This is a genomic window from Mycobacterium sp. smrl_JER01 (genome assembly GCF_048513595.2).
Taxonomy (GTDB): Bacteria; Actinomycetota; Actinomycetes; order Mycobacteriales; family Mycobacteriaceae; genus Mycobacterium.
On sequence record NZ_JBLXXK020000001.1, the window covers coordinates 4,492,289 to 4,517,622 of the forward strand.

Below are 25,334 nucleotides of genomic sequence, written 5' to 3' on the forward strand. Positions count from 1 at the left end.
GGCGACCGACCGGCCGGGACCGGCTCGGCCTGCTTCAGCGTCCCCACTAGTCTGCGACGCATGGCGCAGATCGCGGAGGACCTGTTGCTGCTGCTCGTCGACAACGCGTCCGCCCAACCCGGACTGGACAGCCCACGCCGTGACCGTGCACTGGCGGCCGCCACCCTGCTCGACCTGGCGTACGTCTGTGGTGTCCGACCGGCCGTGGTCGGCGACCCGGTACCAGTGGGCCGGCTGATGGCACTCGACGCGCTGGTTCCGATGGATCCGGTGGTGAACCACGCCTTCCAGTTGCTGCGGTCCCGCCCGATGAGCCCGGAGACGGCGATCAAGAAGCTGGGTAAGGATATCGGGGCACTGCTCACCGACCACCTGGAACGGACGGGCCAGATACGACGAATGACGCGACCCGGCAAGCTGTTCGGCCGCGCCCGGACCTACCCCCTGACCAACCGGGACCGGGTGGATCCGGCGCGCGCGGCGTTGATGGCGGCTCTGTTCGACCGCAAACCGCCCGCCCCGTCGACGGCAGCGGTGATCACCGTGCTGCACGCGGTCGACGGACTGGGGGCGCTGCTCAGCCTCAACGACCGCGGCTGGCGCTGGGTTCACGCCCGCGCGGGTGAAATCACAAGCGGCAGTTGGGTCGACGAGTCACCGACGGGTCTGGCCGAGGTGAATCTCGCGGTCACCGCATCGGCGGTGCGCCGAGCACTGACGCAGCTGTCCTAGTCGCCGACCGCGCCCAGTGCCTGCTCGACATCACCGAGCAGGTCGGCGACATCCTCGATGCCCACCGACAGCCGCACCAGATCGTCGGGCACCTCCAGTTGCGAACCCGCGGTCGAGGCGTGGGTCATCGCACCCGGATACTCGATCAGCGACTCCACCCCGCCCAGCGATTCAGCGAGAATGAAAATCTCTGTGCCGGCACAAAATTCGCGGGCAGCCTGCGGCCCACCACGCAGCCGGACCGACACCATGCCACCGAAGCCGCTCATCTGACGGGCGGCGACGTCGTGGCCCGGATGCGAAGGCAGACCCGGGTAGAGCACGGCCCCGATCGCCGGATGCCCGTCCAGGAACTCGGCGATTGCGGCCGCATTCTCGCTGTGCCGCTGCATCCGCAGCGGCAGCGTCTTGAGTCCGCGGATCGTCAGATACGCGTCGAACGGACCGGGCACCGCGCCGGCGCCGTTCTGCAGGAATCCGAAAGCGGCGTCGAGTTCTTCGTCGTCGGTCAGCAGCGCTCCCCCGACGACGTCGGAGTGCCCGCCGATGTACTTGGTGGTCGAATGCAGCACGATATCGGCACCCAGCGCCAGCGGTTGCTGCAGCGCCGGTGACGCGAAGGTGTTGTCCACCAGAACTTTCGCTGCTGTCCCCGATACCAGCTCGGCGATGGCCGCGATGTCGGCGATCGACAACAGCGGGTTGGTCGGGGTCTCCACCCAGATCAGCCTGGTCCGGTCGGTGACGGCAGCACGGACCTTGTCGAGATCCGAGAGCGCCACTGCGGTGTAGCTGATTCCCCACAGGCTGAACACCCTGTCGATCAACCGGAAGGTGCCGCCGTAGGCGTCGTCGGGGATCACGAGGTGGTCGCCGGGGCGCAGCACAGCCCGCAACGCGCAGTCGGTGGCGGCCATGCCGGAGCTGAACGCGCGTCCGTGGGTCGCGCCCTCCATCGCCGCCAGCGCCCCCTCCAGCACCGATCGGGTGGGGTTGCCGGTACGCGCGTACTCGAATCCACCGCGCAGCCCGCCGACGCCGTCCTGGGCGAACGTCGAGCTGGCGTAGATCGGCGGGTTGACGACGCCGGTGGCCGGATCGGGCCGGTACCCGGCGTGGATCGCCCTGGTCGCGGGACCGTAGGCGCGGTAGTGATCCGAGGCGCTGCGCTGCTCACTCATGATCACCAAGGCTAGCTGTGCACCTGCGGGACGCAGACGGTCCCCATGAGCTTGTCGGCCAGTGTCTGGCGCCGGGTGTCCCACAGCGGGAACAGGAACCCGACGAAACAGACCACGACGTCGATCAGATGCAGGACCTGACGCAGTACCGATGCACTGAAACCCAAGGGCTGCCAGTGACGTTCGTCGACAACTCGCACGCGCAGCAAAGACTTCCCGATGCTGCTGCCCCGGACGCCTTGGCGGTATCCGTGATTCCACAGCACATAGCCACAGGTCAGTGTCACCATCAGCGCGAACGTCAGGTCTGCGACCGGCGACGGGAGGGCACTGCATGACACGCCGCCGTTGTCGTGGGTGGTGCAGTGCAGCGAGGCGCTGCTGATCGCCCAGGCTTCCCATATCCCCCACCCCACGACCAGCGGGACCGCGTCGACCGAACCTGCCGCCACCCGCACCCACCACGACGCGTACACCCGCCTCGGCGGCACCGGGTTGTGGGACGGCGGTTGCCCTGTCACGTTCCCTCCCCTGCCGTGATGCTGCCCCACACAGCGATGTCGGCGTGCCCGGTGTCCGGGCACGCCGACATCGATGGGATCGGAACGCTACGGGACGGCGGGTGCGACGAACCCGCCGTTGAGGGTCCGGTAGGTGAACACCAGCAGCAACGCCGCCACCGGGATGGCCACCAGCAGGCCGACGCCGCACAGCAGCGCGCCGACGAGCACGACCGCGACACTGACGAGCCACACCAGCAGCACCGGGCCGATGTTGTTCTTGGCCGTCTCGAAGCTGGACTTGATGGCGTCGATCGGCGACAGATTGCGGTCGAGCACCGCGATCGTGGTGAACATCAGCAGGATGCTGGCGATCAGACCCGGAACGATGCACAGGATGAAACCGATGGTGGTGATCACGCCGACGATCAGACCGGCGATGACCACGTTGCCGACGTTACGGGGCCGGAAGAACGAACCGACGCTGACCTGCTGACCGTTGGCGATGTCGAAGATGCCGCCGAGGAACGCCGATTGGATCGCGGCGCTGACGAGAAGCGACAGGAACCAGCCGACGATCGCGACGATGGTGCCCGCGACACCGGTGGCCGAGTACGTGAAGGAGAAGCCGCTGTCGTCAGCGATGTAGCTGGTGTCACCGGGCGAGACCAGCGCCTGCACGATGTTGACGATGGCCTGCAGGGCGATGATGACGATGCCGAACACCAGCGACGCCACGATCAGGGGTACGGCGTTCTTGCTGAACTTGTTCCACGCCCAACCGAACGCGGTGCCGACGCTGAACGCCGGTGGGCCACCGACGGGCGGGTAACCCGACGGGGGTGGCGGAAATCCACCCTGGGGCGGTCCGAACCCGCCGGCCGGCATCCCCGGCGGTGGGGGCGGCGGGTACCCGCCTGCGTCCTGAGGAGGAGGAAAGCCGCCACTGGGGGGTCCGTAACCGCCACCTGGCGGCGGTGGGGGTGGCTGGTAACCCCCGGGCGGAGGTGGCGGCGGATAGCCTCCCGGCGGCGGAGGCGGGTAACCGCCAGGCGGCGGATTATCTGTCATCGGTTTCTCCTGATCTCGGTTGCGATCGAAGCGGTGCGCGAACCGTCCCCATTATCTTGTGTGCGATGGCCTGCCGCTGGGTGTCCGACAGCGGCGGCGCCGACCTGTCAGCCAGGCCGCCGTACCGCGGGTGTACACACGCGAGGGCGGTCACCGTGGCTTCCGGACCTTCGAACGATCATGGACGCCCCTCCGCTCGCACCGCCTCGACAAGCCTGCTCACACTACCCGAGGCAGCGCTTCGGGCAACGCATTCGCGCGGCCCGATTCTCCCCTCGGCGGGCGCCCGGAACCCGGCAGCGATGGGTCAGCGGCGGGTCAGCGATGGGTCAGCGATGGGTATTGCCCTCCGAGAGATAGCCGAGCAGGTCGTGGCGGGTCAGCACTCCCACCGGCTTGCCCTCTTCGACCACCATCACGGCGTCGCACTCCCGCAGTGTCTTCGCCGCGGTGCTGACCAGCTCTCCGGTGCCGATCAACGGCAGGGCCGGGCTCATGTGCTCGGCGACGGCGTCGGCGAGCTTGGCACGACCCTCGAACACGGCGGACAACAGCTCCCGCTCGGACACACTGCCCGCCACCTCACCGGCCATCACCGGCGGTTCGGCGCCGACCACCGGCATCTGGGAGACCCCGTATTCACGCAGGATGCCGATGGCGTCGCGCACCGTCTCGGACGGGTGGGTGTGGACGAGATCGGGCAGGGCTCCGGACTTTCCGCGCAGCACCTCCCCCACGGTGGATTCCTCGACCGAACCGTCGAGCCTGCTGCGCAGGAATCCGTAGGACGACATCCAGTCGTCGTTGAAGATCTTCGACAGGTAGCCGCGGCCACCGTCGGGCAACAGCACCACGACCAGTGCGTCGGGGCCCTCCCGCTCGGCGATCTTGATCGCCGCGACGGCGGCCATGCCGCAGGAGCCGCCGACCAGCAGCGCCTCCTCCCGAGCCAGCCTCCTGGTCATGTCGAAGGAGTCCGCATCGGAGACCGCGATGATCTCGTCGGGGACCGAGGGGTCGTAGGCCGACGGCCAGAAATCCTCACCCACACCTTCCACCAGGTAGGGACGCCCGGTGCCGCCGGAGTACACCGATCCTTCGGGGTCCACCCCGATCACCTTGACGCGGCCGCCGGACACCTCCTTGAGGTAGCGGCCGGCGCCGGTGATCGTGCCGCCGGTGCCCACACCTGCGACGAAGTGGGTGATCTTGCCGTCGGTGTCGGTCCAGATCTCCGGGCCGGTGGTCTCGTAGTGGCTTTCCGGACCCATCGGATTGGAGTACTGGTCGGGTTTCCACGCGCCCTCGATCTCCTCCACGAGCCGGTTGGAGACGCTGTAGTAGCTGGTCGGATCGTCGGGGGCGACCGCGGTCGGGCACACCACCACGTCGGCGCCGTAGGCGCGCAGGACGTTGCGCTTGTCCTCGCTGACCTTGTCGGGGCAGACGAAGACGCACTTGTAGCCGCGCTGCTGGGCGACCAGGGCCAGTCCGACGCCGGTGTTGCCCGAGGTCGGCTCCACGATGGTGCCACCGGGCTTGAGCTCGCCGCTGGCCTCGGCCGCGTCGATCATCTTGACCGCGATGCGGTCCTTGGAACTGCCGCCGGGGTTGAGGTATTCGAGCTTGGCGGCCACGGTCCCGGCCCCGGGCGGAACCACCGAATTCAACTGCACCAAAGGGGTGTTGCCGATGAGCTCACTGACGTGCCGGGCGATCCGCATGAGTCCATGGTCTCAGGCCCGGCGAACGCCTACCAGGTCGCCTCTCGAATGTATTCGCCGATCTGCTTGATCGATCGGGTGGCCTCCGGCACCGCGGGGGCGCCGAGCTGGAAAACATGCATCTGACCAGGCCAGACGCGCACCTCTACCGGCACTCCTGCCGCCGCGAGCAGACGCGCCGCTTTACGCGCGTCGCTGAGCAGAACCTCGGACCCGGACACATGGATGAGGGTGCGCGGCAGTCCGCTGTCGATGTGGTCGAGCGGCTCGTAGATCTCCTCGGGCCGACCGTCGACCATGCGACGTGCCGCCGCCGATTCGATGAGCTCGACGAGCGCATGGAACGCCTTGGGCGGGAACATCGCGTCGGTACGGGCATTCGGATGGTCGGCACGGGCCTCGTTGTCGATCTCGAACAGCGGTGACATCGTCACCACGGCGGCCGGGGTCTCGCCGACGTAGCCGTTGGTGCCCTCGGCGTGCAGCCGCTCGGCCAGCGAGAGGGCCAGGTAGCCGCCGGCAGAGTCGCCGGCCAGCACGATCTGATCGGGCTCGTAGCCGAGCTCGCGCAGCCATGTGTAGCCGTCGTAGCAGTCGTCGAGCGCGGTACCGACGGAGTGTTTGGGGATCATCCGGTAGTTCACGACGAGCACGGGCGCGTCGGCGAACTTCGACAAGGCGGTGACCAGCCGGCCGTGGGTGTTGACCCCGCAGGTCAGAAAGGCTCCGCCGTGCAGGTAGAGCACCACGCTACGGTTACCGTCGGCGGGCAGGACGCCCGCGGCCCGGACCAGTTGGGCGTTGCAGTGTGGCAATCCGATGGTCGCCCGCACGGTGCCGGGGGCGGGCCGCAGGACCCGAGCGGCGAAGTCGACCAATCCCCAGGGCCACGGGAGCTTGGGGGCGTAGCTGCCGACCGTCAGGAACGGGCGGATGGTCGCCATGGCCGCGAGGCCCATGAGCCGGCCGGCAATGCTGGGGCCGTCTTCGACCACCTCGACGGGAGCCCCGTCACTGACCGGGAACCGCCGGTGTTTCCGCGCTCGACCTGCAATTATTGCCGCACGAGGAGTCGTCGGGGCCTTGCTGGGTGCCGTCATCGCCACCACTTCCTACGCCGATGTAGAGCCGGGATAAGCCGAGTTAGTCAGACAACCTCGTAACTTAGCTTCGCACTTGTAACCATTATCACAATTGGTTAAACGCTTTTGGTACCGGAGTTGATACCGCACTGTGATCGCTGTTCGGCGCTACGACCCGCGTGGCCGCCGAAATGCCCACTAAACTTTTCGTCGTGGGCACTCCACGGGTGCAGATCAGCGCCCCGAGCAAAACGACAGTTGCCGTGGCGGCTGCGGCCACGCTTGCCTCCACCGGCACCGCTTACATCGGCGCCCGCAACCTGCTCACCGGACAGGCGGATCGGGCTCGCCGCGTGATCCCCAAGTCCTGGGATGTGCCTCCGCGTGCCGATGGCGTCTACCCGCCGGGCGGCGGGCCGGTCGAGCGGTACCACCGCGGCGTTCCGTTCGACCTGCACCTGATGATCTTCGGTGACTCGACAGCCACCGGTTACGGCTGCACCGTCGCCGACGAGGTGCCCGGGGTGCTGTTGGCGCGCGGTTTGGCCGCCGAGTCGGGCAAACGGATCCGGCTCAGCACCAAGGCCATCGTCGGCGCCACCTCCAAGGGGCTGTCCGGGCAGATCGACGCCATGTATGTCGCGGGGCCGCCGCCCGACGCCGCGGTGATCATGATCGGCGCCAACGACATCACCAAACCCAACGGCATCGGCCCGTCGGCGCGCCGGTTGGGCCGTGCGGTGGCCCGGCTGCGCGGTAGTGAGGCGGTCGTGGTCGTCGGCACGTGCCCTGATTTCGGCGTCATCACCGCCATCCCGCAGCCCCTGCGGTGGGTGACACGCAGCCGCGGGCTACGGCTGGCACGCGCGCAGGCCGCGGCGGTGCGCGCCGCCGGGGGCGTGCCGGTGCCGTTCTCGGACCTGCTCGCGCCGCACTTCTACCAGGCTCCGGAGTTGTTGTTCTCCCCCGACATGTTCCATCCCTCGGCGGCCGGCTACGAGCTTGCTGCCAAACAGCTGCTGCCCGCGCTGTGCCACGCGTTGGGCGAGTTCGCCACCGACGCACACCCCGACGACGCTCTGGAGTCCCGCGCCGGCGACGACGGTTCGGTGTTGTCGCGGCTCGGCGGGCTCAGCCGGCTGTGGCGGCGCTCCACCGGGGTGCCCGCGCCGATCGTGGTGTCGGCGGGCTAGGTTTCTTGCAACACGTTTCTTGCAACACGTTCTGAACCTGAGGAGTCCTCATGCCCGAAGCCGTCATCGTCGCCACCGCCCGTTCTCCGATCGGCCGCGCCGGCAAGGGTTCGCTGGTCTCGATGCGACCCGATGATCTCGCCGCCCAGATGGTGCGGGCCGCGCTGGACAAGGTGCCGGCTTTGGATCCGCGCGATATCGATGACCTGATGATGGGCTGCGGGCAGCCCGGCGGGGAGGCCGGCTTCAACATCGGCCGCGCCGTCGCCGTCGAGCTGGGATACGACTTCCTGCCCGGAACCACGGTCAACCGCTACTGTTCGTCGTCTCTGCAGACCACCCGGATGGCGTTCCACGCGATCAAGGCCGGTGAGGGTGACGCGTTCATCTCCGCGGGCGTGGAGACGGTGTCGCGCTTCGGCAAGGGCACACCGGACGGCTACCCGGATTCGAAGAATCCCGTTTTCGCCGACGCGCAGGCCCGTTCGGAGGACGCCGCCGCCGGGGCGACCGAGTGGCACGACCCCCGCGAGGACGGACTGCTGCCCGACGTGTACATCGCGATGGGTCAGACCGCCGAGAACGTCGCGGCGTTCACCGGCATCAGCCGCGAGGATCAGGACCACTGGGGGGTGCGCTCGCAGAACCGGGCCGAGGAGGCGATCAAGAGCGGGTTCTTCGCCCGGGAGATCTCGCCGGTGACGCTGCCCGACGGAACGGTCGTCTCGACCGACGACGGACCACGCGCCGGCACCACCTACGAGAAGATCAGCCAGCTCAAGCCGGTGTTCCGGCCCAACGGCACGATCACTGCGGGCAATGCGTGCCCGCTCAACGACGGCGCCGCCGCGGTGGTGATCATGAGCGACACGAAGGCCAAGGAGCTGGGGCTCACGCCACTGGCCCGGATCGTGTCGACCGGGGTGTCGGGTCTTTCCCCGGAGATCATGGGCCTGGGCCCGATCGAGGCGGTCAAGAAGGCGCTGGCCAACGCCAAAATGACGATCGGCGACATCGACCTGTACGAGATCAACGAGGCATTCGCGGTTCAGGTCCTGGGATCTGCGCGCGAGCTCGGCATGGACGAGGACAAGCTCAACGTGTCCGGCGGTGCGATCGCGCTCGGACATCCGTTCGGCATGACCGGCGCCCGGATCACCGCCACGCTGCTGAACAATCTGGCCACCCAGGACAAGACGTTCGGCATCGAGACGATGTGCGTCGGCGGCGGTCAGGGCATGGCGATGGTCGTGGAGCGGCTCAGCTGAGCCCTAGAATCGCGTCCCGATGACCACCATCGGAACGCCCCTGTCCCCGAACGCCACACGGGTGATGCTGCTCGGCTCTGGTGAGCTCGGCCGCGAAGTGCTGATCGCGCTGCAGCGCCTCGGCGTCGAGACCATCGCGGTCGACCGCTACCCGAACGCTCCGGGTCAACAGGTGGCTCACCACGCGCGCACCATCACGATGACCGATCCCGATCAGCTGCGTGCGCTGATCGAGGCCGAACGGCCCGATCTGGTGGTGCCCGAGATCGAGGCCATCGCGACCCCGGCTCTCGAAGCGCTCGAAGCCGAGGGAGTCGTGCGGGTGATCCCCACTGCCCGGGCTGCGCGGCTGACGATGGACCGCGAGGGGATCCGCCGGCTGGCGGCCGAAACCCTTGGGCTGCAGACCAGCCCGTACCGATTCTGCGACTCGCTGGAGGAGCTGCAGTCCGCCGTCGACGACATCGGCTACCCGTGCGTGGTCAAGCCGGTGATGAGCAGCTCCGGGAAAGGTCAGTCGAAGATCGACGGGCCTGACGACGTCGAAGCGGCCTGGCAGTACGCGATGTCGGGCAGCCGGGTGACCAACACCCGCATCATCGTCGAGGGCTTCATCGATTTCGATTACGAGATCACGCTGCTGACCGTGCGGGCCCGCGGCGCCTCGGGCGAGGTCCACACCCAGTTCTGCGAACCCATCGGGCACCGGCAGGTCAGCGGCGACTATGTCGAGAGCTGGCAGCCGCATCCGATGTCGGCGGCCGCGCTGGAGCGGGCCCGCGAGATCGCGGGTGCGGTCACCACGGACCTCGGCGGGCAGGGCATCTTCGGTGTCGAGCTGTTCGTCAAGGGGGACGACGTCTGGTTCAGCGAGGTCAGCCCGCGCCCGCACGACACCGGCATGGTGACGATGGTGACGCAGTGGCAGAACGAGTTCGAGCTGCACGCTCGGGCAATCCTCGGCCTGCCGGTCGACACGACACTGAAATCCCCCGGCGCCAGCGCGGTGATCTACGGCGGGGTGGACGCCGAAGGCGTCGTGTTCGACGGCGTCGATGCCGCATTGCGGGTGCCGCGCACCGACATTCGGCTCTTCGGGAAACCCGAGAGCTTCGCCAGGCGCCGGATGGGCGTGGCGCTGGCTTACGCCGACGACGTCGACACCGCACGCCGCAACGCCGTCGAGGCTGCCGGCCGCGTCACCGCGCGGGTCCCGTAGACCGGCGGTGGACCTGCACCGGCAGTGCGCTCAGACCGCGATCCAGTAGCAGATTCCGCGCTGAGCGCCCTCTCGCCGGCGCACCGCGCGGGCACAAGCGGGGCGCACGGGGCACGAAAAAGGCGCCCGCCGGGGGCGGACGCCTTTGTCGTTCTTCGAGGCGAGGCTGCTAGTCGTTGTTGAAGTAACTCAGCAGACGCAGGATCTCCAGGTACAGCCAGACCAGGGTCACGGTCAGGCCGAGCGCGATGCCCCAGGCCGCCTTCTCCGGCGCGCCGGCACGAACCATCTGGTCGGCGGCGTCGAAGTCGATCAGGAAGCTGAACGCGGCCAAGCCGATGCACAGCAGCGAGAAGCCGATGGCGAGAGCGCCACCGTCACGCAGGCCGAGGCCGGCTCCGCCGCCGACACCGAACAGCGCCAGTACCAGGTTGAGCAGCATCAACGCGACGACACCGAACAGGCCGGCGATGATCATCCGGGTGAACTTCGGGGTGACGCGGATGGCGCCGGTCTTGTAGACGACCAGCATGCCGAAGAACACACCCAGGGTGCCGACGATGGCCTGGAAGATCATCGAGGCGCCGCCGGTGGACACCAGGTTGGCGAAGACGAACGAGATCGCGCCGAGGAACAGACCTTCGAGGGCACCGTAGCTGAGCACGATGGCCGGGTTGTCCTGCTTGCGACCGAACGTCGCGACCAGCACGAGCCCGAGGCCGCCCAGTGCGCCGACGAGGGTGAACGGCATCGCCAGGCCCGGGTTGCCCGCCACCAGGAAGTAGGAGACCACCGCGACGGCAGAGAGCACCGCCAGCGTCATACCGGTCTTCATCACGACGTCGTCGATCGTCAGCGCGCGGGACACCCCACGCTGCTGCTGATCCGGGTACTGCTGGGTGGTGTACGGGTCGGCGTGTACCGCCTGGGCGCCGTAGCCGGCGGCTCCGGTACCGAATTGGGCATAGCCGCCCTGCTGCCCCTTGGGCAGTGTGCGGAATACCGGGTTGCTGCTCTCGCGCACCGTCGGATCCTTCCTGTTTTCGATGTCCACAATGGTTCGACCTGTGACGATCACATGGTCAACGTTCGAGGTTCCCGGGCAGTTCCCGGCCGAGATCCCACATGATCGGCCGACACCCTCCCAGGTCGTTCACAGGAAACCTTACCCGGGCTTACTTCGACGAGGGAGACGATCTAGATTGCATTCCGTGGTCGAAAACGAGGATGTCCTAGTAACTGTTGACAAGGTGACTGTTGACAAGGGAGCAACCGGAGACGACGGGGTGACCGCCGAGCGCGGGATCGGTCGCATCACACTCAATCGGCCCAAGGCGATCAACTCGCTGACCCATCCGATGGTCGACACCATCACGCGCACCCTGAAGACCTGGGAGACCGACGACGCCGTCGACGCCGTCGTGGTGTCCGGCGCCGGGGACCGTGGCCTGTGCGCCGGCGGTGACGTGGTCGCGATCTATCACGACGCCCGGGCCGGGGGAACCGCGTCCCGCCGGTTCTGGCATGACGAATATGGGCTCAACGCCTACATCGGCCGCTACCCGAAGCCTTACGTCGCCATCATGAACGGCATCACGATGGGCGGCGGCGTCGGGATCAGCGCGCACGGCAGCGTCCGCGTGGTCAGCGAGACGACGAAGATGGCCATGCCCGAGGTGGGCATCGGGTTCATCCCCGACGTCGGTGGCACCTACCTGCTGGCCCGCACCCCCGGACTGCTCGGCATCCACGCGGCGCTGACCGGTGCGCCGTTCTCCGGCCCCGACGCCATCGCGATGGGTTTCGCCGACCATTTCGTCCCGCAGGCGCGACTGGCCGCATTCGTCGACGCGATCACCGCCGACGGGCTCGACGCAGCCCTGGCCGCTCACAGCGAGGAACCGCCGGACAGCGGGCTGCTCGCCCAGCGTGACTGGATCGACGACTGCTATGCCGCCGGGACGGTTGCCGGCATCGTCGCCGCGCTGCGTGGTCACGGCACCGGACCCGCCGGAGATGCCGCTGACCTGATCGCCTCGCGTTCCCCCTTGGCGGCCAGCGTCACGCTGGAGGCGGTGCGCCGCGCGGCGAAGCTCGCCACACTGGAAGACGTGCTGCGCCAAGAGTTCCGGACCTCCTGCGCAGCGCTGCAGTCGCACGACCTCGTCGAGGGCATCCGGGCGTTGCTCATCGACAAGGACAAGAACCCGCAATGGAAGCCGGCGTCGCTGGCCGCGGTGACACCCGCAGACGTCGAGGCCTACTTCGCCGCCGCGGATCCCGACCTGCAATTCGACGAGGAGTAATCATGAGCTCACCGACATTCGAGACGATCATCGTCGATCGTGACGACCGCGTCGCGACGATCACGCTGAACCGGCCCAAGGCACTCAATGCGCTCAACAGCCAGGTGATGCACGAAGTGACCACCGCCGCAGCCGAACTCGACGCCGACCCCGGCGTCGGGGCGATCATCGTGACCGGCAACGAGAAGGCCTTCGCCGCGGGTGCAGACATCAAGGAGATGGCCGGCCTGTCGTTCGCCGAGGTGTTCTCGTCCGACTTCTTCGCCGCCTGGGGGAAGTTCGCCGCAACCCGCACCCCCACCATCGCCGCGGTAGCCGGTTACGCGCTGGGCGGCGGCTGCGAACTGGCGATGATGTGCGACATCCTGATCGCGGCCGACTCGGCGAAATTCGGGCAACCCGAGATCAAGCTCGGCGTGCTGCCGGGCATGGGGGGCTCGCAGCGCCTGACCCGCGCGATCGGCAAGGCCAAGGCGATGGACCTGATCCTGACCGGTCGCAACATGGGCGCCGAGGAAGCCGAACGCGCCGGATTGGTCTCGCGGGTGGTCCCGGCCGACGATCTGCTGCAGGAAGCCAGGTCGGTCGCCGTCACCGTCGCCGGTATGTCGCTGTCCGCATCGCGGATGGCCAAGGAGGCCGTCAACCGCGCCTTCGAGACGACGCTGACCGAAGGTCTGCTCTACGAGCGCAGATTGTTCCATTCCGCGTTCGCCACCGACGATCAGACCGAGGGTATGAACGCGTTCACCGAGAAGCGGTCGCCGAACTTCACACATCGCTAAAGTTCATGCGTGACCGATACCGGTGAAGCCCCCGCCGCGGTAGCCGAGAAGACGCCGGCGCGCGCAGATACGTCCACACCCAGGCGCGCATGGTGGGTCCGGCACTACACGTTCACCGGAACCGCGGTCGGTTTCGTGTTCCTGTGGTTGTCGCTGACGCCGTCGCTGCTGCCGCGCGGTCCGCTGTTCCAGGGTCTGGTCAGTGGCGGCGCCGCGGCGATCGGTTACAGCATCGGCGTTTTCGCGGTCTGGCTGGTGCGCTTCATGCGGTCCCGGCAAAGCAGTCCGCCGCCACCGCGATTCGCCTGGCCGGCACTCGTCGTGATCGGTGTGATCGGCATGGCCATCATGGTCGTGCAGTTCCACGATTGGCAGGACGATGTGCGGGACTTGATGGGTGTGCCGCGCCTGGTGTTCTGGGATTACCCGCTGGCGGCGGCCATCTCGGTGGTGACGATGTTCGTGCTCGTGGAGGTCGGCCAGTTCGTGGGCCGGCTCGTGCGCTTTCTGGTGCGCCAGGCCGGGCGGGTGGCGCCGCCGCGGGTGGCTGCCGTCGTCGTGGTGGCGTTGCTGTTGGCGTTGACGATCGCGCTGCTCAACGGTGTGGTCGTCCGGTTTGCGATGAGCACCATCAACAAGACCTTCGCGGCGGTCAACGACGAGACCGACCCCGATTTCGCTGCGCCGGAATCGGTTCTGCGATCGGGCGGGCCGCAGTCGCTGGTGAGCTGGGAATCACTGGGCCATCAGGGTCGGATCTTCATCTCGGGCGGCCCGTCGGTGGACGAACTGACCGAGTTCAACGGCAGCGCCGCGACCGAACCCATCCGCGCGTACGCCGGGCTCAACTCCGCCGAGGGCATCAGGGAGACCGCGCAGTTGGCCGCTCGCGAGTTGCAGCGGACCGGCGGCCTGGATCGCGCCGTGGTCGCGGTCGCGACCACGACGGGCACCGGCTGGATCAACGAGGCCGAGGCCTCGGCGCTGGAGTACATGTACAACGGTGACACCGCGATCGTGTCGATGCAGTACTCGTTCCTGCCGAGTTGGCTGTCCTTCCTGGTGGACAAGGAGAACGCCCGCCAGGCCGGGCAGGCCCTGTTCGAGGCGGTCGACGAGCTGATCCGCGAGATGCCGGAGGCGCAGCGACCCAAGCTCGTGGTGTTCGGCGAGAGCCTGGGTTCCTTCGGCGGCGAGGCACCGTTTCTGGCGTTGAACAACCTGATCGCGCGCACTGACGGCGCGCTGTTCAGCGGACCGACCTTCAACAACACGATCTGGACCGACCTGACCCGCAACCGCGACGCCGGCTCCCCGGAGTGGCTGCCGATCTACGACAAGGGCGCCAACGTCCGCTTCGTCGCGGAAGCGCGCGATCTGCAGCGCCCGCACGACCCGTGGGATCAGCCCCGGGTGGTGTATCTGCAGCACGCGTCGGATCCGATCGCGTGGTGGAATCCCGAACTGTTGTTCTCCCGACCGGACTGGCTACACGAGGCTCGCGGATACGACGTATCGCCGGACATGGAGTGGATTCCCGTGGTGACGTTTCTTCAGGTGAGCGCCGACATGGCGGTTGCGGTCAACGTCCCCGACGGGCACGGCCACGTCTACGTCCGCAACGTCGCCGACGCTTGGGCCTCGATCATGCTGCCCCCGGGCTGGACCCAGGCCAAGACCGAGAAGCTGCGCGGGCTGTTGCGCAGCGACGAGAACACTTAGTCCGCAGGCTGTTCGGGTGCCAGCACCTGTTTCAACGCCTGGTAGCCGCCGATGACGTCGGTGGCGCGGTGCAGGCCGAGATCTTTGAGCGCCGCCGCGGCGAGGCTGGAGGTGTAACCCTGCGAGCACAGCACCACCCATTCGACGTCGTCGTCGACGGCCTCGGGAATCCGCGCGTCACTGGTGGGGTCGCACCGCCATTCCAGCACGTTGCGTTCGATGACGAGTGCCTGCGCGACCTCGCCTTCGGCGGCCCGCTGCGCGGCCGGTCGGATGTCGACCAGCACGGCACCTCTGGCCAGGGCGGCGGGCACCTCCTCGGCGGGCAGCCTGGTGAGGGTGGCGCGCGCGTTGTCGAGGATCGCCTCGATCCGGCTCGGCATCAGTCGTTCTCCGGTTTGTCGGTCAGTTCGGTACGGTTGCGGCGCAACGTGTTGCGTTCGGTGACGTCGTAGTACGACATCGCGGTCAACGGTGGCGAGTAGGCATGCACGCTCAACGTCGGTGTGCCCCCGCCGCCGGTCACGGTCTCTCGCGCCCATTCGACGTCGTGCACCCACCCCAGCGGGAATGCCGCCTGGTCACCGGCGACCAGCCGGCGGTCGCGTAATGCCGCTCCATCCCAACGGGTTTCGCGAAGCGCTCCCGACACCACGGTGAGAGCGCCGAGCGAGCCGCCATGATCGTGCAGTTCGGTGGAGCGGTCGGGAACCCAGCTGATCAGCCAGACGTCGAGCTCGTCGGTGCCGTGCAGGCGGGTGAACCAGCGATCGGTGGCCGGCGGCCCGCCGGCAGGCAGTAGATGGTCGTAGTCGCCGCCGAGAACGTCGTCGGCGAAGCGGTCGGTGACGTGCAGAAGGTCGGCAAGGCGCAGCCGGGTGGGTGCCAGGATCATCAGGGAACTCCGGGAAGGACGGACAGGTTGGGGCAGGCAGCTAGGCCTGACAACACTCCTGAACCCGGGTCACGTCCATCACGGCGGCCAGTGTTGCATAGATTGGCCGCATGCGCAGGTACCCTCTCCGCGCCACCGGCGCCGCTCTGTGCGCTTGCGCACTCCTGCCGGGTTGTTCGGCCGGCACCGAATCCCCCGGCCCGCCTGACGCGACGTCGGCTGCGACAGCCGCGGCCGATCCGTCAGCGCCTGCCGCGCCGGTGCCGCCCGGGGCGGTGGGGGTGTCCCCCGGCGGGGTGACGACCGCAGTCGGGGCCCCGGCAGAATCCACCGAGGACGACTACTTCCATGCCTGCCGAGCTGCGCGAACGTGGATGGAGCAGCAGGGTGGCGATCCGCAAGCGCAGATCGAGCCGTTCCTCCAGACCGTGCAGCAGTCGCAGTCAGCGGGGCCTGCGACATTCGACAAACGGTGGTCGGAGCTCACACCGGGACAGCAGTCCGCCGTGATCGTCGCAGTCGAGGCGGCCGCCGACGCGCTGTGCGGTTGACGGCCGCCGTCGATTTCGAATCACGGGTGTCTTTAACTGCCCGCGAAGCGCTCACGCGCCCGCGGCGACCGACTCCAGCTCCAGGTTGCTCTTGAGGTCGGAGAGCTTCGAGGGCCAGCCACCTGAAACGAGTTCCCGCACGATGCTCCCCTGCGGGAAACCGGTCTGGATGACGGTCAGCTTGACGCGACCGTCGCCGACCTCCTCGATGTCGAACGTCACCGTGGACCGCGGTTCGGTGGCGGCCCGCTCGATGACGTCGGTGGACAGTCCCACCGCCGTCAGTTGCGACGTGAATGTGTGGAAGGTGAACGCCAGCCGCCGGTACGGGTCCGCCTCCAGGATCACCTGTTCGGGGCTGCTGATGTTCAGATCGCCGTCGCGCCAGTCGAAGTTCGACCCGACCTTCCAGTCCGTGACCAACCCGTGCCCCATGTAACGCTCGGAGAAGGCCGGGTCGGTGACGGCCTGCCACAGCCGTTCCGGTGTGGTCCTGATGTAGGTGGTGTAGACGAAGTCATTGCCACCCTTGTCGTTGCCACCCTTGTCGTCGCCACCCTTGTCATTGCCACCCTTGCCTCTGTTGCCATGCTCCATGGAATCCCGCTCCAATGCTGTTTTCAGGTCTGCGAGCGTCTGTGCCCGCAGTCGGTCGTAGTGGGTGATCCATCGATCGGCGATCGCGTTGATCGGTTCGGCGTTGAGGTAGTGCAACTTCTGCCTGCCCCGCCAGACGGTGCTGACCAGATTGGCGTCCTCAAGCACCTTGAGGTGCTTGCTCACCGATTGCCGGGCCATGTCCAGCCCGCCGCACAGCTCGGTCAGACTCTGCCCGTTGCGGGCGTTCAGGCTGTCGAGCAGACGCCGCCGATTGGGGTCGGCGAGCGCCCGGAACACCTCATCCATGAATCAGTTCTCCCACAATATGCAGCCTTGCGGCTACCTTTGCGAGGATATGCAGCCATATGGCTGCATGTCAAGGTTGCGCATTCGGTTCCCTTCCGGCGCAGAATGTCTGCATGCGAGTCGCACTGGCTCTGGGCAGCGGCGGCGCGCGCGGCTACGCCCATATCGGCGTCATCAACGAGCTGAGCGAGCGGGGCCACGAGATCGTCGGAATCGCCGGCTCGTCGATGGGCGCCCTGGTCGGGGGCCTGCAGGCCGCCGGAGAGCTCGACGAGTTCGCAGAGTGGGCGAGTTCGTTGACACAGCGTGCGGTGCTGCGGTTGCTGGACCCGTCGATCACCGCGGCCGGTGTGCTGCGCGCCGAGAAGATCCTCGATGCCGTCCGGGAGATCCTGGGCGATGTGACGATCGAGGAACTACCGATCCCGTATACCTCGGTCGCCACCGATCTGATCACCGGGAAGTCGGTGTGGATGCAGCGCGGCCCGGTCGACGACGCCATCCGGGCGTCGATCGCGATCCCGGGCGTGATCACCCCGCATGTGCTCGACGGACGCCTACTCGCCGACGGCGGAATCCTCGATCCCCTGCCGATGGCACCGGTGGCCGCGGTGAACGCGGACGTGACGATCGCGGTCAGCCTCTCCGGTGACGACCCGGACGCCAAACGGCGGCAACGGGACCCGCGCACGCCGTCGGCCGACTGGCTGAACCGGATGTGGCGCAGCTCGTCGTCCCTGCTGGACACCAAGGCCGCACGCTCGCTGCTGGAGACCCCGACCGGGCGCGCGGTGCTGGGCCGCTTCGTGGCCGGCGACGACGAACCTCTGGAGGTTGCCGACGAGAAGATCACCGCTCCCGAGGCCCCGGAGCTGCCCCGGCTCGGCGGGTTCGAGGTGATGAACCGTGTCATCGACATCGCCCAAGCGGCCCTGGCCCGCCACACGCTGGCCGCCTATCCGCCTGATCTGCTGATCGAGGTGCCCCGCACCGTGTGCCGCAGCCTGGACTTCCACCGAGCCACCGAGGTGATCGAGATCGGCCAGGAGCTCGCCGTCGCGGCGCTGGACACCCTGGACGAAAAGACCTCAGGGACCTAGGAACTCGGCGACCCGGTGCGCCTCACGCCGGCCCTGTTCCCGACCTGCCCGCGCAGCGGGCTCCCGGCAGACCGGGTCGAGCGGATTGGCGCCGAACGCGGCGAGTGAGCGGGCATCGGCGAAGACCGCCAGCGTGGACCCCGGGAAGCCCTCGATCTCGGCCGCGGCGCTCACACCCCAGGGTGGCGGGCTGTCCGCACCGGACGGCACGAGCACGACGGCGGTACCGCAGTCGCCGACCGCGGACATGTTCACCGTGCTCGCGACCCCGCCGTCGATGCACCGGCGACCGCCGATCGTGACCGGCGGCCAGACCCCGGGCACCGCGCAGCTCGCGGCCACCGCGTCCACCAGCCCCACCCCCGACGCGCCGTCGAATACTGTCAGGTCCCCGGTTGCGATGTCGATCGCCGTCACCCGCAGCACCCGGGACGGCCAGCTGTGCGAGGGCAGCCGATGCTCGATCACGCGGCGCCGCACTGCTTGTGTGACGGTATCGGTCTCCAGGGCGATGGCGCCGATGCGCTGCAGTTTCTGTGCCCTGGTCGCCCCCGGGGTCAGCATCGCGTCGAGGAACAGGCCTGCGATCGCGTCGATCGAGACGCCCGGATGGATCTCGTGGACGCCGTGCTGCCCGGACACCTGCCGGGCGAACAGCTCCTCCAGAGGCAGGCCGCCGGCGATCTGTGCGGCGACGGTCGAACCGGCCGAGGTGCCCAGCAGCACGTCGGCGTCGAGCAGTGCGCGCCCGGCGTCAGGGTGTTCGTCACAGATTCCCAGCAGGACACCGGTTTCCCAGGCGATACCGGCCAGTCCGCCGCCGGCGAGCACGAGCGCCCGGTTGACGTCGGTCTCGGCGTCGACGGGAACTGCCCGCGACTGCTCCATCGGATGGGCTTTCGGCATATCCCGAATGCTAGATGGAGGAGGCCACGACGCCGGTGGCACCGTGGCGAGCTGTGCCGCCGGCTGTCCGGGGAACAACCTCAGGACCGGGCGGTAACCATCCAGCACCCGCCGGCGCACAGAACGGATTTCGTCCGACGCGCATCGGCGAATGCGAACGGCCCAGGGCTGCCCACGGTTCCGGGTGTGAGGTCGGTGAGCAACCGCGCCGCAGCTTGTTCTGCGGTGCTCATGAACGGGTTCTCCTTGGGGTCACGCCAACACACGAACGTGAGTCGGCCACCTGGCCGTATCGCGCGATGCAAGTTTGCAAACGCCGTCGTGGGGTCGTCGAAGAACATCACCCCGAAGCGGGATACCTGGACGTCGAACGTGTGTGGCGGCGAGGCGAACGACTGAGCGTCACCGAGAATGAACTCGACCGGCAGATTCCTCTCACGCGCGCGCTTCCGGGCGGCATGGGAACTCAAGCACGCTGCAGCGTGTCCAGCGCCAAATCACAGGGAATGTCCCACCTTCCGCGGCTACCTCGACCTCGCCGCGGCCGGACTGATCAGTGCGCCGCCGCCACGCGGGCCCTGCCCGGGCCCGCCTTGCCACTGATCAGCGGCAGGTCGAGATACGTGGCGATGCCAGGCGGCGCCGCACACACCGCGGGCACCGAGTTCACACAGTGCGCAGCGGTCCCGACCACCCCGTATTCCGGGCCCTCTCCGCCGACCTCGGACTGGAAACCCTTGACCGACACCGTGAAATCGGGGTTGCCCCGCACCTCCATCTCGTAGCGCTGCCCCTCTGGCCCGAACGACCAGGCCGGGTCGAGATTGTCCTCGCCCATCAGCCAATTCACCGTCACCCGCACGACCGGCTCACCGTCGACGAGGGCTTCCCAGTGGAACTTGCGGGCCGCGACCTGACCGGGTTCGATGATTCCCATCGGCGAGTCGATAGGCGCGGTGGCCACCGCGATCTCCTGTGTCGCACGCACTTTCGGGTCGGCAGCGAATCCGAGCTGGTCGACGCACATGCGGACGGCCTGGATGAACCCGGTGTCGAGCATCTTCTGCATCGGCCCGGTCAGCGCTTTGTCCGGCGTTTCGCCGAAGCCCATCACGTGGCGTAACACGTCGGGCGCCTCGTAGGTGCGCAGATCCGAGAATTCCTCGGCCCGGACAAATGTCACCCCTGTCGACATGGCCGAGAGCATCAAGGGGAATTTCTCGCTGATGCCGCCCGGGGCGATACCGGTGCCGTGCAGGGTCACACCACCGGCGACGGCGGCCGCGCGCATCGACGCCCCGCTGCGCTCGCTGGGATACAGCCACCCGACGGGGGTGACGACGTTCTTTCCCGACCCCAGCAGCGCCGCGACCTCGTCGGGGTTGGCGATCAGCGGCGAGTAGATGACGGCGTCCGCGTCCAGCGCCAGGATCTCCTCGAGACTGCCGGTGGCTGTCACGCCGAGCGGGTCGGTTCCGACGATGTCTCCGACGTCGCGGCCGGCTTTGTCCGGCGAGTGCACCCAGCAGCCGACCAGCTCCAGGTCGGGATGCTCGAGCACCCCTTTGATCGCGGCGACGCCCACACCACCTGTTGCCCACTGCACGACCCGCAACGCCATGTCGCCTCCTCCGGCACCAAAAACTAGAACACGTTCTATCGACAACTACACCAGATGCCCGGGCACACGCACCGGAAATCGAGAACCCGCCGTTGGCATGCTGCGGCGGTCTCGACCGCATTAGGGTGTGTTCGCCGGACGAACGAGCTGAGGAGCCACGATGACCGATCCGCAGCAGGGTTCCCGCGTCGGTACTCAGATCGGCCCGTACCGGCTGCGCCGCCTGATCGGTAAGGGCGGCATGGGCGAGGTGTACGAGGCCGAGGACACCGGTAAGGGTCGCGTCGTCGCGTTGAAGTTGTTGCCCGAGGCGGTGTCCCACGATCCGGTGTTCCGGCAACGGTTGCAGCGCGAGGCGAACGCCGCAGGTCGGCTGCAGGAGCCGCACGTCGTGCCCATCCACGACTACGGCGAGATCGACGGGCTGTTGTTCGTCGACATGCGGTTGATCGACGGCATCGACCTGCGCAGGATTCTCCGGGAGCAGGGGCCGATGCCGCCCGCCCGCGCAACCGCCATCGTGCGTCAGATCGCCTCGGCGCTGGACGCGGCGCACCGCAGCGGCATCCTGCACCGAGATGTGAAGCCCGAGAACATCCTGATCAACCGCGACGACTTCGCCTACCTGGTCGACTTCGGTATCGCCAACGCCACCACCGACGAAGCGCTCACCGAGCTCGGCACCGCGGTCGGGACCTACGCCTACATGGCCCCGGAGCGCTTCGGCAATGGTGAGGTCACCGCCCGGGCTGACGTCTACGCGCTGGCCTGCGTGCTGCACGAATGCCTCACCGGCGCACCACCGTTTCAAGGCGACAGCGTCAGTGTGGTGATCGCCGCGCACCTCAACGAACCGGCGCCCCGCCCGAGCCGGGCGCGTCCGGACATTCCGGCCGGCCTCGACGAGGTCATCGCCGTCGGTATGGCCAAGCGCCCCGAGGATCGCTATGCCTCGGCCGGGGAGTTGGCCCGAGCCGCCACCGCGGCTCTGACCGGTGCACAACAGGATCAGGCGGATTCGATAGTGCACCGCAGCCAGGCCGCGACCATGCCGGCGCCGCTTCCGCCGCCCCCGCCCATGTCGCCCCCGCCCATGTCGCCGCCCCCGTCCATGTCGCCTCCGTCCATGCCGCCGCCGCCCATGCCGCCGCCGCCCGGCGGCCCGATCCCTCCCCCGCCCAACGGCCCGCCGCCGGGGTGGTCGCCTCAGCAGCCCCGGTCGTTGGCCGGCGGTTCGAAGGGACCGATGATCGCGCTGCTCGCCGGCTCGGCGGCGATCGTCCTGGTGCTGGCCGGGCTTGGCATCTGGCTGGTGGTCCGGCCCGATCCGACTCCCGGACCGACGGCCTCGCCCACCGGCACGTCCGCCGCGCAGACCACACCCGCGCGGGAACCCACGCGGCGCAGCCGAACCACCACTGCGCCGCCGCCGGCTCAGTCCTACGACCAGCAGCTGATGGCCCTGCTCTCCGGAGGCCACGACGCCTCGAACTGCCGGCCGGTCAGTCCGCCGGCCGCCACGGCGGTGGCGACGGTGGACTGCACGCAGGCGATCACCCCGGGCGGTCCGGCGTTCACCCGCTACTCGTTGTTCGAGGACAGCCAGTCGCTCGACGCCGCATTCGACGCGGCGGTCGAGGTGAACTCGGAGCTACTGCAGTGCCCGGGCAGCGGTGTCGACTCGCCGTCCACCTGGCACTACACCGAGACACCCGACGACGAAGCCGGCCAGATTGCGTGCGGCACCTATAACGACAATGCCGACGTGGTGTGGACCAAGGATGCGGACCTGCTGCTCGCCGATGCCCAGGGACCCGACCTGGAGGATCTGCACAACTGGTGGCTGGAGTTCGGATAGCCCGCGCTAACGTGCTCACAGGACGCAACGAAGCGAAGGGACGACGGATATGAGCCGGGTTTTTGTCATCGGTGTCGGTATGACGAAGTTCGAGAAGCCGGGCCGGCGCGAAGGGTGGGATTATCCCGCGATGGCCGACGAAGCAGGGACCAACGCCCTCGCCGACGCCGGGATCGCCTACGCCGAGGTTCAGCAAGGTTTCGTCGGCTACTGCTCGGGTGACTCCACGTCCGGTCAGCGGGCGCTCTACGAACTGGGCATGACGGGCATCCCGATCGTCAACGTCAACAACAACTGTTCCACCGGGTCGACCGCGCTGTATCTGGGCGCTCAGTCGATCCGCGGCGGTTTGGCCGACTGTGTGCTCGCCCTCGGCTTCGAGAAGATGCAGCCCGGTTCGCTCGGTGGCGGCGCTGAGGATCGCGAATCACCGCTCAAGAGGCATATTCTGGCGCTCAACGACATCGACGCCATGCAGTTCCCGGTCGCGCCGTGGATGTTCGGCGCAGCCGGCCGCGAACACATGAAGAAGTACGGCAGCACCGCCGAGCATTTCGCCAAGATCGGCTACAAGAACCACAAGCACTCGGTGAACAATCCCTACGCGCAGTTCCAGCAGGAGTACTCGCTGGAGGACATCCTGGCGGCGAAGATGATCTCCGACCCGTTGACCAAGCTGCAGTGCTCACCGACCTCCGACGGGTCGGCCGCGGTGGTCCTCGCCAGCGAGGACTACGTCGCCAAGCACGACCTGGCCGGCCAGGCGGTCGAGATCGTCGGCCAGGCGATGACCACCGATTTCGCCTCCACGTTCGACGGCAGCGCCGCCAATATCATCGGATATGACATGAATGTCAAAGCCGCCCAACAGGTTTACCAGCAGTCCGGATTGGGGCCCGAGGACTTCCAGGTCATCGAACTGCACGACTGCTTCTCGGCCAACGAGTTGCTGCTCTACGAAGCCCTCGGCCTGTGCGGACCCGGCGAAGCACCCAAGCTGATCGACGATGACGACACCACCTACGGAGGCCGCTGGGTGGTCAACCCCTCCGGCGGCCTGATCTCCAAGGGGCACCCGCTGGGCGCGACGGGTCTGGCACAGTGCAGCGAATTGACCTGGCAGTTGCGCGGAACCGCCGACAAGCGTCAGGTCGACGGTGTCACCGCGGCGCTGCAGCACAACATCGGGCTCGGTGGCGCGGCGGTCGTCACGGCCTACCAACGCGCCGAGCGGTAACTCCGCCGCACGCGGAAAGGCCCGGCCGGAGGGGACCGACCGGGCCTTCCCTGACCGTGCCCTACACCGAGGCGGGGACTTTCTCCCGCGCCGGCTCGTCGGCACGTGAACCATGATCGGCGTCGAGCATGGTGAGCTCGTCGAACGGATCCTTGCCGGCGAGAACGGCATTCACCTTGTCCTTGTCGATGGTGCGCGTCCACGAACCAACCAGCAGGGTGGCGACCGCGTTGCCCGAGAAGTTGGTCAACGCCCGCGCCTCGGACATGAACCGGTCGATTCCGACGATCAGGCCGACGCCGTCGAGCAGGTCGGGGCGGTGCGCCTGCAGGCCGCCGGCCAGCGTGGCCAGGCCCGCACCGGTGACCCCCGCGGCGCCCTTGGACGCGACGATCATGAACACCAGCAGACCGATCTGCTCGGCGACGGTCAGCGGGTCACCCAGGGCGCTGGCGATGAACAGCGACGCCATCGTCAGGTAGATCGCGGTGCCGTCGAGGTTGAACGAGTAGCCGGTCGGCACGACGACGCCGACGGTGGAGCGTTCGACACCGAGGTGCTCCATCTTGGCGATCAGGCGCGGCAGCGCCGATTCCGACGAGGAGGTCGACACGATCAGCAGGTACTCGCGGGCCAGGTAGCGCACCAGCTTGAAGATCGACACACCCGAGACCGCGCGCAGCAGCGTGCCCAGCACGCCGAAGACGAAGATCACGCAGGTCAGGTAGAAGCCGAGCATCAGCGCCGCGAGTTGTCCGACCGCGGCCCAGCCGGTCTGACCAACGACGTTGGCGATCGCACCGAAGGCCCCGATCGGGGCCAGCCAGAGGATCATCACGAGCACCTTGAAGACCAGCTTCTGCAGATGCTCGATACCGCGCAGGATCGGCTCGCCCGCGGTGCCGAGACCTTGCAGCGCGAAGCCGACCAGCAGCGCGATGAACAGTGCCTGCAGCACGCTGCCCTCGGTCAGCGCGGAGAACAACGAGGTCGGGATGATGCCCTGCACGAATTCGAGCAGGCCGCCGGACTCGTGGGCCTTCTCGGCGAGTTCGGCGCCCTTGCCCGCGGCGCTGTCGGTGAGCCGCAGACCACTGCCCGGGTGCAGGATGTTGCCCACGAGCAGGCCGATGCCCAGCGCGAACGTCGACATGGCGAGGAAGTACACGAAAGCCAGGCCGCCGACCTTGCCGATGGTGGCGGCTTTGCGGACGGACCCGATGCCGAGCACGATCGTGCAGAAGATCACCGGTGCGATCATCATCTTGATCAACGCGACGAACATGGTGCCCAGCACGCCGACGCTCTTTCCCACCTCCGGCGCGAAGATGCCGACACCGATGCCGGCGATGACCGAGATGATGACGGCGATGAACAACCAGTGCGTGCGGTCGCGCTTCTTCTTCGGCTCCTCGGGCGCCGGCTCTGCGGCCGGCCTGTCCATCGTGGCGGTCATCGTGCTCTCCTTCAGACTCAG

Annotated in this window: 24 protein-coding genes; 11 read left to right on the forward strand and 13 right to left on the reverse strand. The window is 67.9% G+C overall.

Annotation, left to right across the window (positions count from 1 at the left end; translation table 11 throughout):
* Positions 1–60 precede the first annotated feature (60 nt).
* A complete protein-coding gene (locus tag ACNUDN_RS20905) occupies positions 61–732 on the forward strand; it encodes a GOLPH3/VPS74 family protein (protein WP_419123673.1) in 672 nt (223 codons plus the stop codon).
* Here the strand turns inward: ACNUDN_RS20905 and ACNUDN_RS20910 are convergent.
* The 5 genes from ACNUDN_RS20910 to ACNUDN_RS20930 form a co-directional block, all read right to left on the reverse strand.
* Positions 729–1,913, reverse strand: coding sequence for a cystathionine gamma-synthase (locus ACNUDN_RS20910; protein ID WP_419123674.1), 1,185 nt, complete (start codon positions 1,911–1,913; stop codon positions 729–731). The two genes, ACNUDN_RS20905 and ACNUDN_RS20910, sit on opposite strands and share 4 nt — an antisense overlap.
* Before the next feature lie 11 nt (positions 1,914–1,924).
* Positions 1,925–2,434, reverse strand: coding sequence for an RDD family protein (locus ACNUDN_RS20915; RefSeq protein ID WP_419123675.1), 510 nt, complete (start codon positions 2,432–2,434; stop codon positions 1,925–1,927).
* Between the two features lie 87 nt (positions 2,435–2,521).
* Positions 2,522–3,484, reverse strand: coding sequence for a DUF2189 domain-containing protein (locus ACNUDN_RS20920; RefSeq protein WP_419123676.1), 963 nt, complete (start codon positions 3,482–3,484; stop codon positions 2,522–2,524).
* Between the two features lie 329 nt (positions 3,485–3,813).
* A complete protein-coding gene (locus tag ACNUDN_RS20925; RefSeq protein ID WP_419123677.1) occupies positions 3,814–5,208 on the reverse strand; it encodes a cystathionine beta-synthase in 1,395 nt (464 codons plus the stop codon).
* Between the two features lie 29 nt (positions 5,209–5,237).
* Positions 5,238–6,308: an alpha/beta hydrolase fold domain-containing protein gene (locus ACNUDN_RS20930; protein WP_419123678.1), complete on the reverse strand. Its 1,071-nt coding sequence runs from the start codon at positions 6,306–6,308 to the stop codon at positions 5,238–5,240.
* 194 nt (positions 6,309–6,502) lie between these two features.
* On the opposite strand from ACNUDN_RS20930, the gene ACNUDN_RS20935 reads away from it, so the two are divergent.
* The 3 genes from ACNUDN_RS20935 to purT are packed head-to-tail and all read left to right on the forward strand — an operon-like array spanning position 6,503 to position 9,970.
* Positions 6,503–7,483, forward strand: a complete 981-nt coding sequence (locus ACNUDN_RS20935; RefSeq protein WP_419123679.1) for an SGNH/GDSL hydrolase family protein — start codon at positions 6,503–6,505, stop codon at positions 7,481–7,483.
* Positions 7,484–7,533: 50 nt separating this feature from the next.
* Positions 7,534–8,751 carry an acetyl-CoA C-acetyltransferase gene (locus tag ACNUDN_RS20940; RefSeq protein ID WP_419123680.1) on the forward strand — a complete coding sequence of 406 codons (1,218 nt, stop codon included), beginning with the start codon at positions 7,534–7,536 and terminating at the stop codon, positions 8,749–8,751.
* A 19-nt stretch (positions 8,752–8,770) separates the two neighbouring features.
* Positions 8,771–9,970 (forward strand): formate-dependent phosphoribosylglycinamide formyltransferase, encoded by a 1,200-nt coding sequence (purT, locus tag ACNUDN_RS20945; RefSeq protein WP_419123681.1) that lies wholly within the window; start codon positions 8,771–8,773, stop codon positions 9,968–9,970.
* A 169-nt stretch (positions 9,971–10,139) separates the two neighbouring features.
* Here purT and ACNUDN_RS20950 read toward each other — a convergent pair whose 3' ends face one another.
* Positions 10,140–10,994 carry a Bax inhibitor-1/YccA family protein gene (locus ACNUDN_RS20950; RefSeq protein WP_419123682.1) on the reverse strand — a complete coding sequence of 285 codons (855 nt, stop codon included), beginning with the start codon at positions 10,992–10,994 and terminating at the stop codon, positions 10,140–10,142.
* A gap of 187 nt (positions 10,995–11,181) precedes the next feature.
* Between ACNUDN_RS20950 and ACNUDN_RS20955 the strand changes: the two genes are divergently transcribed.
* Genes ACNUDN_RS20955 through ACNUDN_RS20965 form a run of 3 tightly spaced genes read left to right on the forward strand, consistent with a single transcriptional unit; the run spans position 11,182 to position 14,783 of the window.
* A complete protein-coding gene (locus ACNUDN_RS20955) occupies positions 11,182–12,276 on the forward strand; it encodes an enoyl-CoA hydratase/isomerase family protein (RefSeq protein ID WP_419123683.1) in 1,095 nt (364 codons plus the stop codon).
* A gap of 2 nt (positions 12,277–12,278) precedes the next feature.
* Positions 12,279–13,061: an enoyl-CoA hydratase gene (locus ACNUDN_RS20960; RefSeq protein WP_419123684.1), complete on the forward strand. Its 783-nt coding sequence runs from the start codon at positions 12,279–12,281 to the stop codon at positions 13,059–13,061.
* Between the two features lie 9 nt (positions 13,062–13,070).
* Complete coding sequence (locus tag ACNUDN_RS20965) at positions 13,071–14,783, forward strand: alpha/beta hydrolase (RefSeq protein ID WP_431960543.1); 1,713 nt, start codon at positions 13,071–13,073, stop codon at positions 14,781–14,783.
* On the opposite strand, the gene ACNUDN_RS20970 is transcribed toward ACNUDN_RS20965, so the two are convergent.
* Both ACNUDN_RS20970 and ACNUDN_RS20975 read right to left on the reverse strand, forming a co-directional pair.
* Positions 14,780–15,166, reverse strand: a complete 387-nt coding sequence (locus ACNUDN_RS20970; RefSeq protein WP_419123685.1) for a rhodanese-like domain-containing protein — start codon at positions 15,164–15,166, stop codon at positions 14,780–14,782. The two genes, ACNUDN_RS20965 and ACNUDN_RS20970, sit on opposite strands and share 4 nt — an antisense overlap.
* Positions 15,166–15,678, reverse strand: a complete 513-nt coding sequence (locus ACNUDN_RS20975) for a cysteine dioxygenase (protein WP_419123686.1) — start codon at positions 15,676–15,678, stop codon at positions 15,166–15,168. Before ACNUDN_RS20975 ends, ACNUDN_RS20970 begins: the two co-directional genes overlap by 1 nt.
* A gap of 110 nt (positions 15,679–15,788) precedes the next feature.
* On the opposite strand from ACNUDN_RS20975, the gene lpqV reads away from it, so the two are divergent.
* A complete protein-coding gene (gene lpqV / locus ACNUDN_RS20980) occupies positions 15,789–16,229 on the forward strand; it encodes a lipoprotein LpqV (RefSeq protein ID WP_419123687.1) in 441 nt (146 codons plus the stop codon).
* A 51-nt stretch (positions 16,230–16,280) separates the two neighbouring features.
* Here lpqV and ACNUDN_RS20985 read toward each other — a convergent pair whose 3' ends face one another.
* Positions 16,281–17,135: an ArsR/SmtB family transcription factor gene (locus ACNUDN_RS20985; RefSeq protein ID WP_419123688.1), complete on the reverse strand. Its 855-nt coding sequence runs from the start codon at positions 17,133–17,135 to the stop codon at positions 16,281–16,283.
* A gap of 113 nt (positions 17,136–17,248) precedes the next feature.
* Between ACNUDN_RS20985 and ACNUDN_RS20990 the strand changes: the two genes are divergently transcribed.
* A complete protein-coding gene (locus tag ACNUDN_RS20990) occupies positions 17,249–18,235 on the forward strand; it encodes a patatin-like phospholipase family protein (RefSeq protein WP_419123689.1) in 987 nt (328 codons plus the stop codon).
* Here the strand turns inward: ACNUDN_RS20990 and ACNUDN_RS20995 are convergent.
* The 3 genes from ACNUDN_RS20995 to ACNUDN_RS21005 all read right to left on the reverse strand — a co-directional run bounded on the left by ACNUDN_RS20995 (position 18,224) and on the right by ACNUDN_RS21005 (position 20,762).
* A complete protein-coding gene (locus ACNUDN_RS20995; RefSeq protein WP_419125246.1) occupies positions 18,224–19,123 on the reverse strand; it encodes a patatin-like phospholipase family protein in 900 nt (299 codons plus the stop codon). The two genes, ACNUDN_RS20990 and ACNUDN_RS20995, sit on opposite strands and share 12 nt — an antisense overlap.
* 98 nt (positions 19,124–19,221) lie before the next feature.
* Complete coding sequence (locus ACNUDN_RS21000; protein ID WP_419123690.1) at positions 19,222–19,611, reverse strand: class I SAM-dependent methyltransferase; 390 nt, start codon at positions 19,609–19,611, stop codon at positions 19,222–19,224.
* Between the two features lie 83 nt (positions 19,612–19,694).
* Entirely contained in the window at positions 19,695–20,762 is a 1,068-nt protein-coding gene (locus tag ACNUDN_RS21005; RefSeq protein ID WP_419123691.1) for an NAD(P)H-dependent amine dehydrogenase family protein, read from the reverse strand.
* Between the two features lie 160 nt (positions 20,763–20,922).
* Here ACNUDN_RS21005 and ACNUDN_RS21010 point away from each other — a divergent pair, with 160 nt between their 5' ends.
* Together ACNUDN_RS21010 and ACNUDN_RS21015 are read left to right on the forward strand one after the other, a co-directional pair.
* The gene (locus ACNUDN_RS21010; protein WP_419123692.1) at positions 20,923–22,620 is read left to right on the forward strand and encodes a serine/threonine-protein kinase; all 1,698 of its coding nucleotides are present in this window, start codon (positions 20,923–20,925) and stop codon (positions 22,618–22,620) included.
* 49 nt (positions 22,621–22,669) lie between these two features.
* The gene (locus ACNUDN_RS21015) at positions 22,670–23,857 is read left to right on the forward strand and encodes a lipid-transfer protein (protein WP_419123693.1); all 1,188 of its coding nucleotides are present in this window, start codon (positions 22,670–22,672) and stop codon (positions 23,855–23,857) included.
* A 61-nt stretch (positions 23,858–23,918) separates the two neighbouring features.
* On the opposite strand, the gene ACNUDN_RS21020 is transcribed toward ACNUDN_RS21015, so the two are convergent.
* Entirely contained in the window at positions 23,919–25,313 is a 1,395-nt protein-coding gene (locus tag ACNUDN_RS21020) for a cation:dicarboxylate symporter family transporter (RefSeq protein ID WP_419125247.1), read from the reverse strand.
* Between the last annotated feature and the right edge of the window lie 21 nt (positions 25,314–25,334).

Excerpts from the sequence above, each read along its gene's own strand:
- purT (WP_419123681.1), top strand. The coding sequence starts at position 8,771 with ATGACCACCATCGGAACGCCCCTGTCCCCGAACGCCACACGGGTGATG.
- ACNUDN_RS20960 (WP_419123684.1), top strand. The coding sequence starts at position 12,279 with ATGAGCTCACCGACATTCGAGACGATCATCGTCGATCGTGACGACCGC.
- ACNUDN_RS21010 (WP_419123692.1), top strand. The coding sequence starts at position 20,923 with ATGACCGATCCGCAGCAGGGTTCCCGCGTCGGTACTCAGATCGGCCCG.
- ACNUDN_RS20925 (WP_419123677.1), bottom strand. The coding sequence starts at position 5,208 with ATGCGGATCGCCCGGCACGTCAGTGAGCTCATCGGCAACACCCCTTTG.
- ACNUDN_RS20970 (WP_419123685.1), bottom strand. The coding sequence starts at position 15,166 with ATGCCGAGCCGGATCGAGGCGATCCTCGACAACGCGCGCGCCACCCTC.
- ACNUDN_RS20985 (WP_419123688.1), bottom strand. The coding sequence starts at position 17,135 with ATGGATGAGGTGTTCCGGGCGCTCGCCGACCCCAATCGGCGGCGTCTG.
- ACNUDN_RS21020 (WP_419125247.1), bottom strand. The coding sequence starts at position 25,313 with ATGACCGCCACGATGGACAGGCCGGCCGCAGAGCCGGCGCCCGAGGAG.
- ACNUDN_RS21015 (WP_419123693.1), top strand. The coding sequence starts at position 22,670 with ATGAGCCGGGTTTTTGTCATCGGTGTCGGTATGACGAAGTTCGAGAAG.
- ACNUDN_RS20910 (WP_419123674.1), bottom strand. The coding sequence starts at position 1,913 with ATGAGTGAGCAGCGCAGCGCCTCGGATCACTACCGCGCCTACGGTCCC.
- ACNUDN_RS20905 (WP_419123673.1), top strand. The coding sequence starts at position 61 with ATGGCGCAGATCGCGGAGGACCTGTTGCTGCTGCTCGTCGACAACGCG.
- lpqV (WP_419123687.1), top strand. The coding sequence starts at position 15,789 with ATGCGCAGGTACCCTCTCCGCGCCACCGGCGCCGCTCTGTGCGCTTGC.
- ACNUDN_RS21005 (WP_419123691.1), bottom strand. The coding sequence starts at position 20,762 with ATGGCGTTGCGGGTCGTGCAGTGGGCAACAGGTGGTGTGGGCGTCGCC.
- ACNUDN_RS20995 (WP_419125246.1), bottom strand. The coding sequence starts at position 19,123 with ATGGAGCAGTCGCGGGCAGTTCCCGTCGACGCCGAGACCGACGTCAAC.
- ACNUDN_RS20990 (WP_419123689.1), top strand. The coding sequence starts at position 17,249 with ATGCGAGTCGCACTGGCTCTGGGCAGCGGCGGCGCGCGCGGCTACGCC.
- ACNUDN_RS20930 (WP_419123678.1), bottom strand. The coding sequence starts at position 6,308 with ATGACGGCACCCAGCAAGGCCCCGACGACTCCTCGTGCGGCAATAATT.
- ACNUDN_RS20975 (WP_419123686.1), bottom strand. The coding sequence starts at position 15,678 with ATGATCCTGGCACCCACCCGGCTGCGCCTTGCCGACCTTCTGCACGTC.
- ACNUDN_RS20940 (WP_419123680.1), top strand. The coding sequence starts at position 7,534 with ATGCCCGAAGCCGTCATCGTCGCCACCGCCCGTTCTCCGATCGGCCGC.
- ACNUDN_RS20920 (WP_419123676.1), bottom strand. The coding sequence starts at position 3,484 with ATGACAGATAATCCGCCGCCTGGCGGTTACCCGCCTCCGCCGCCGGGA.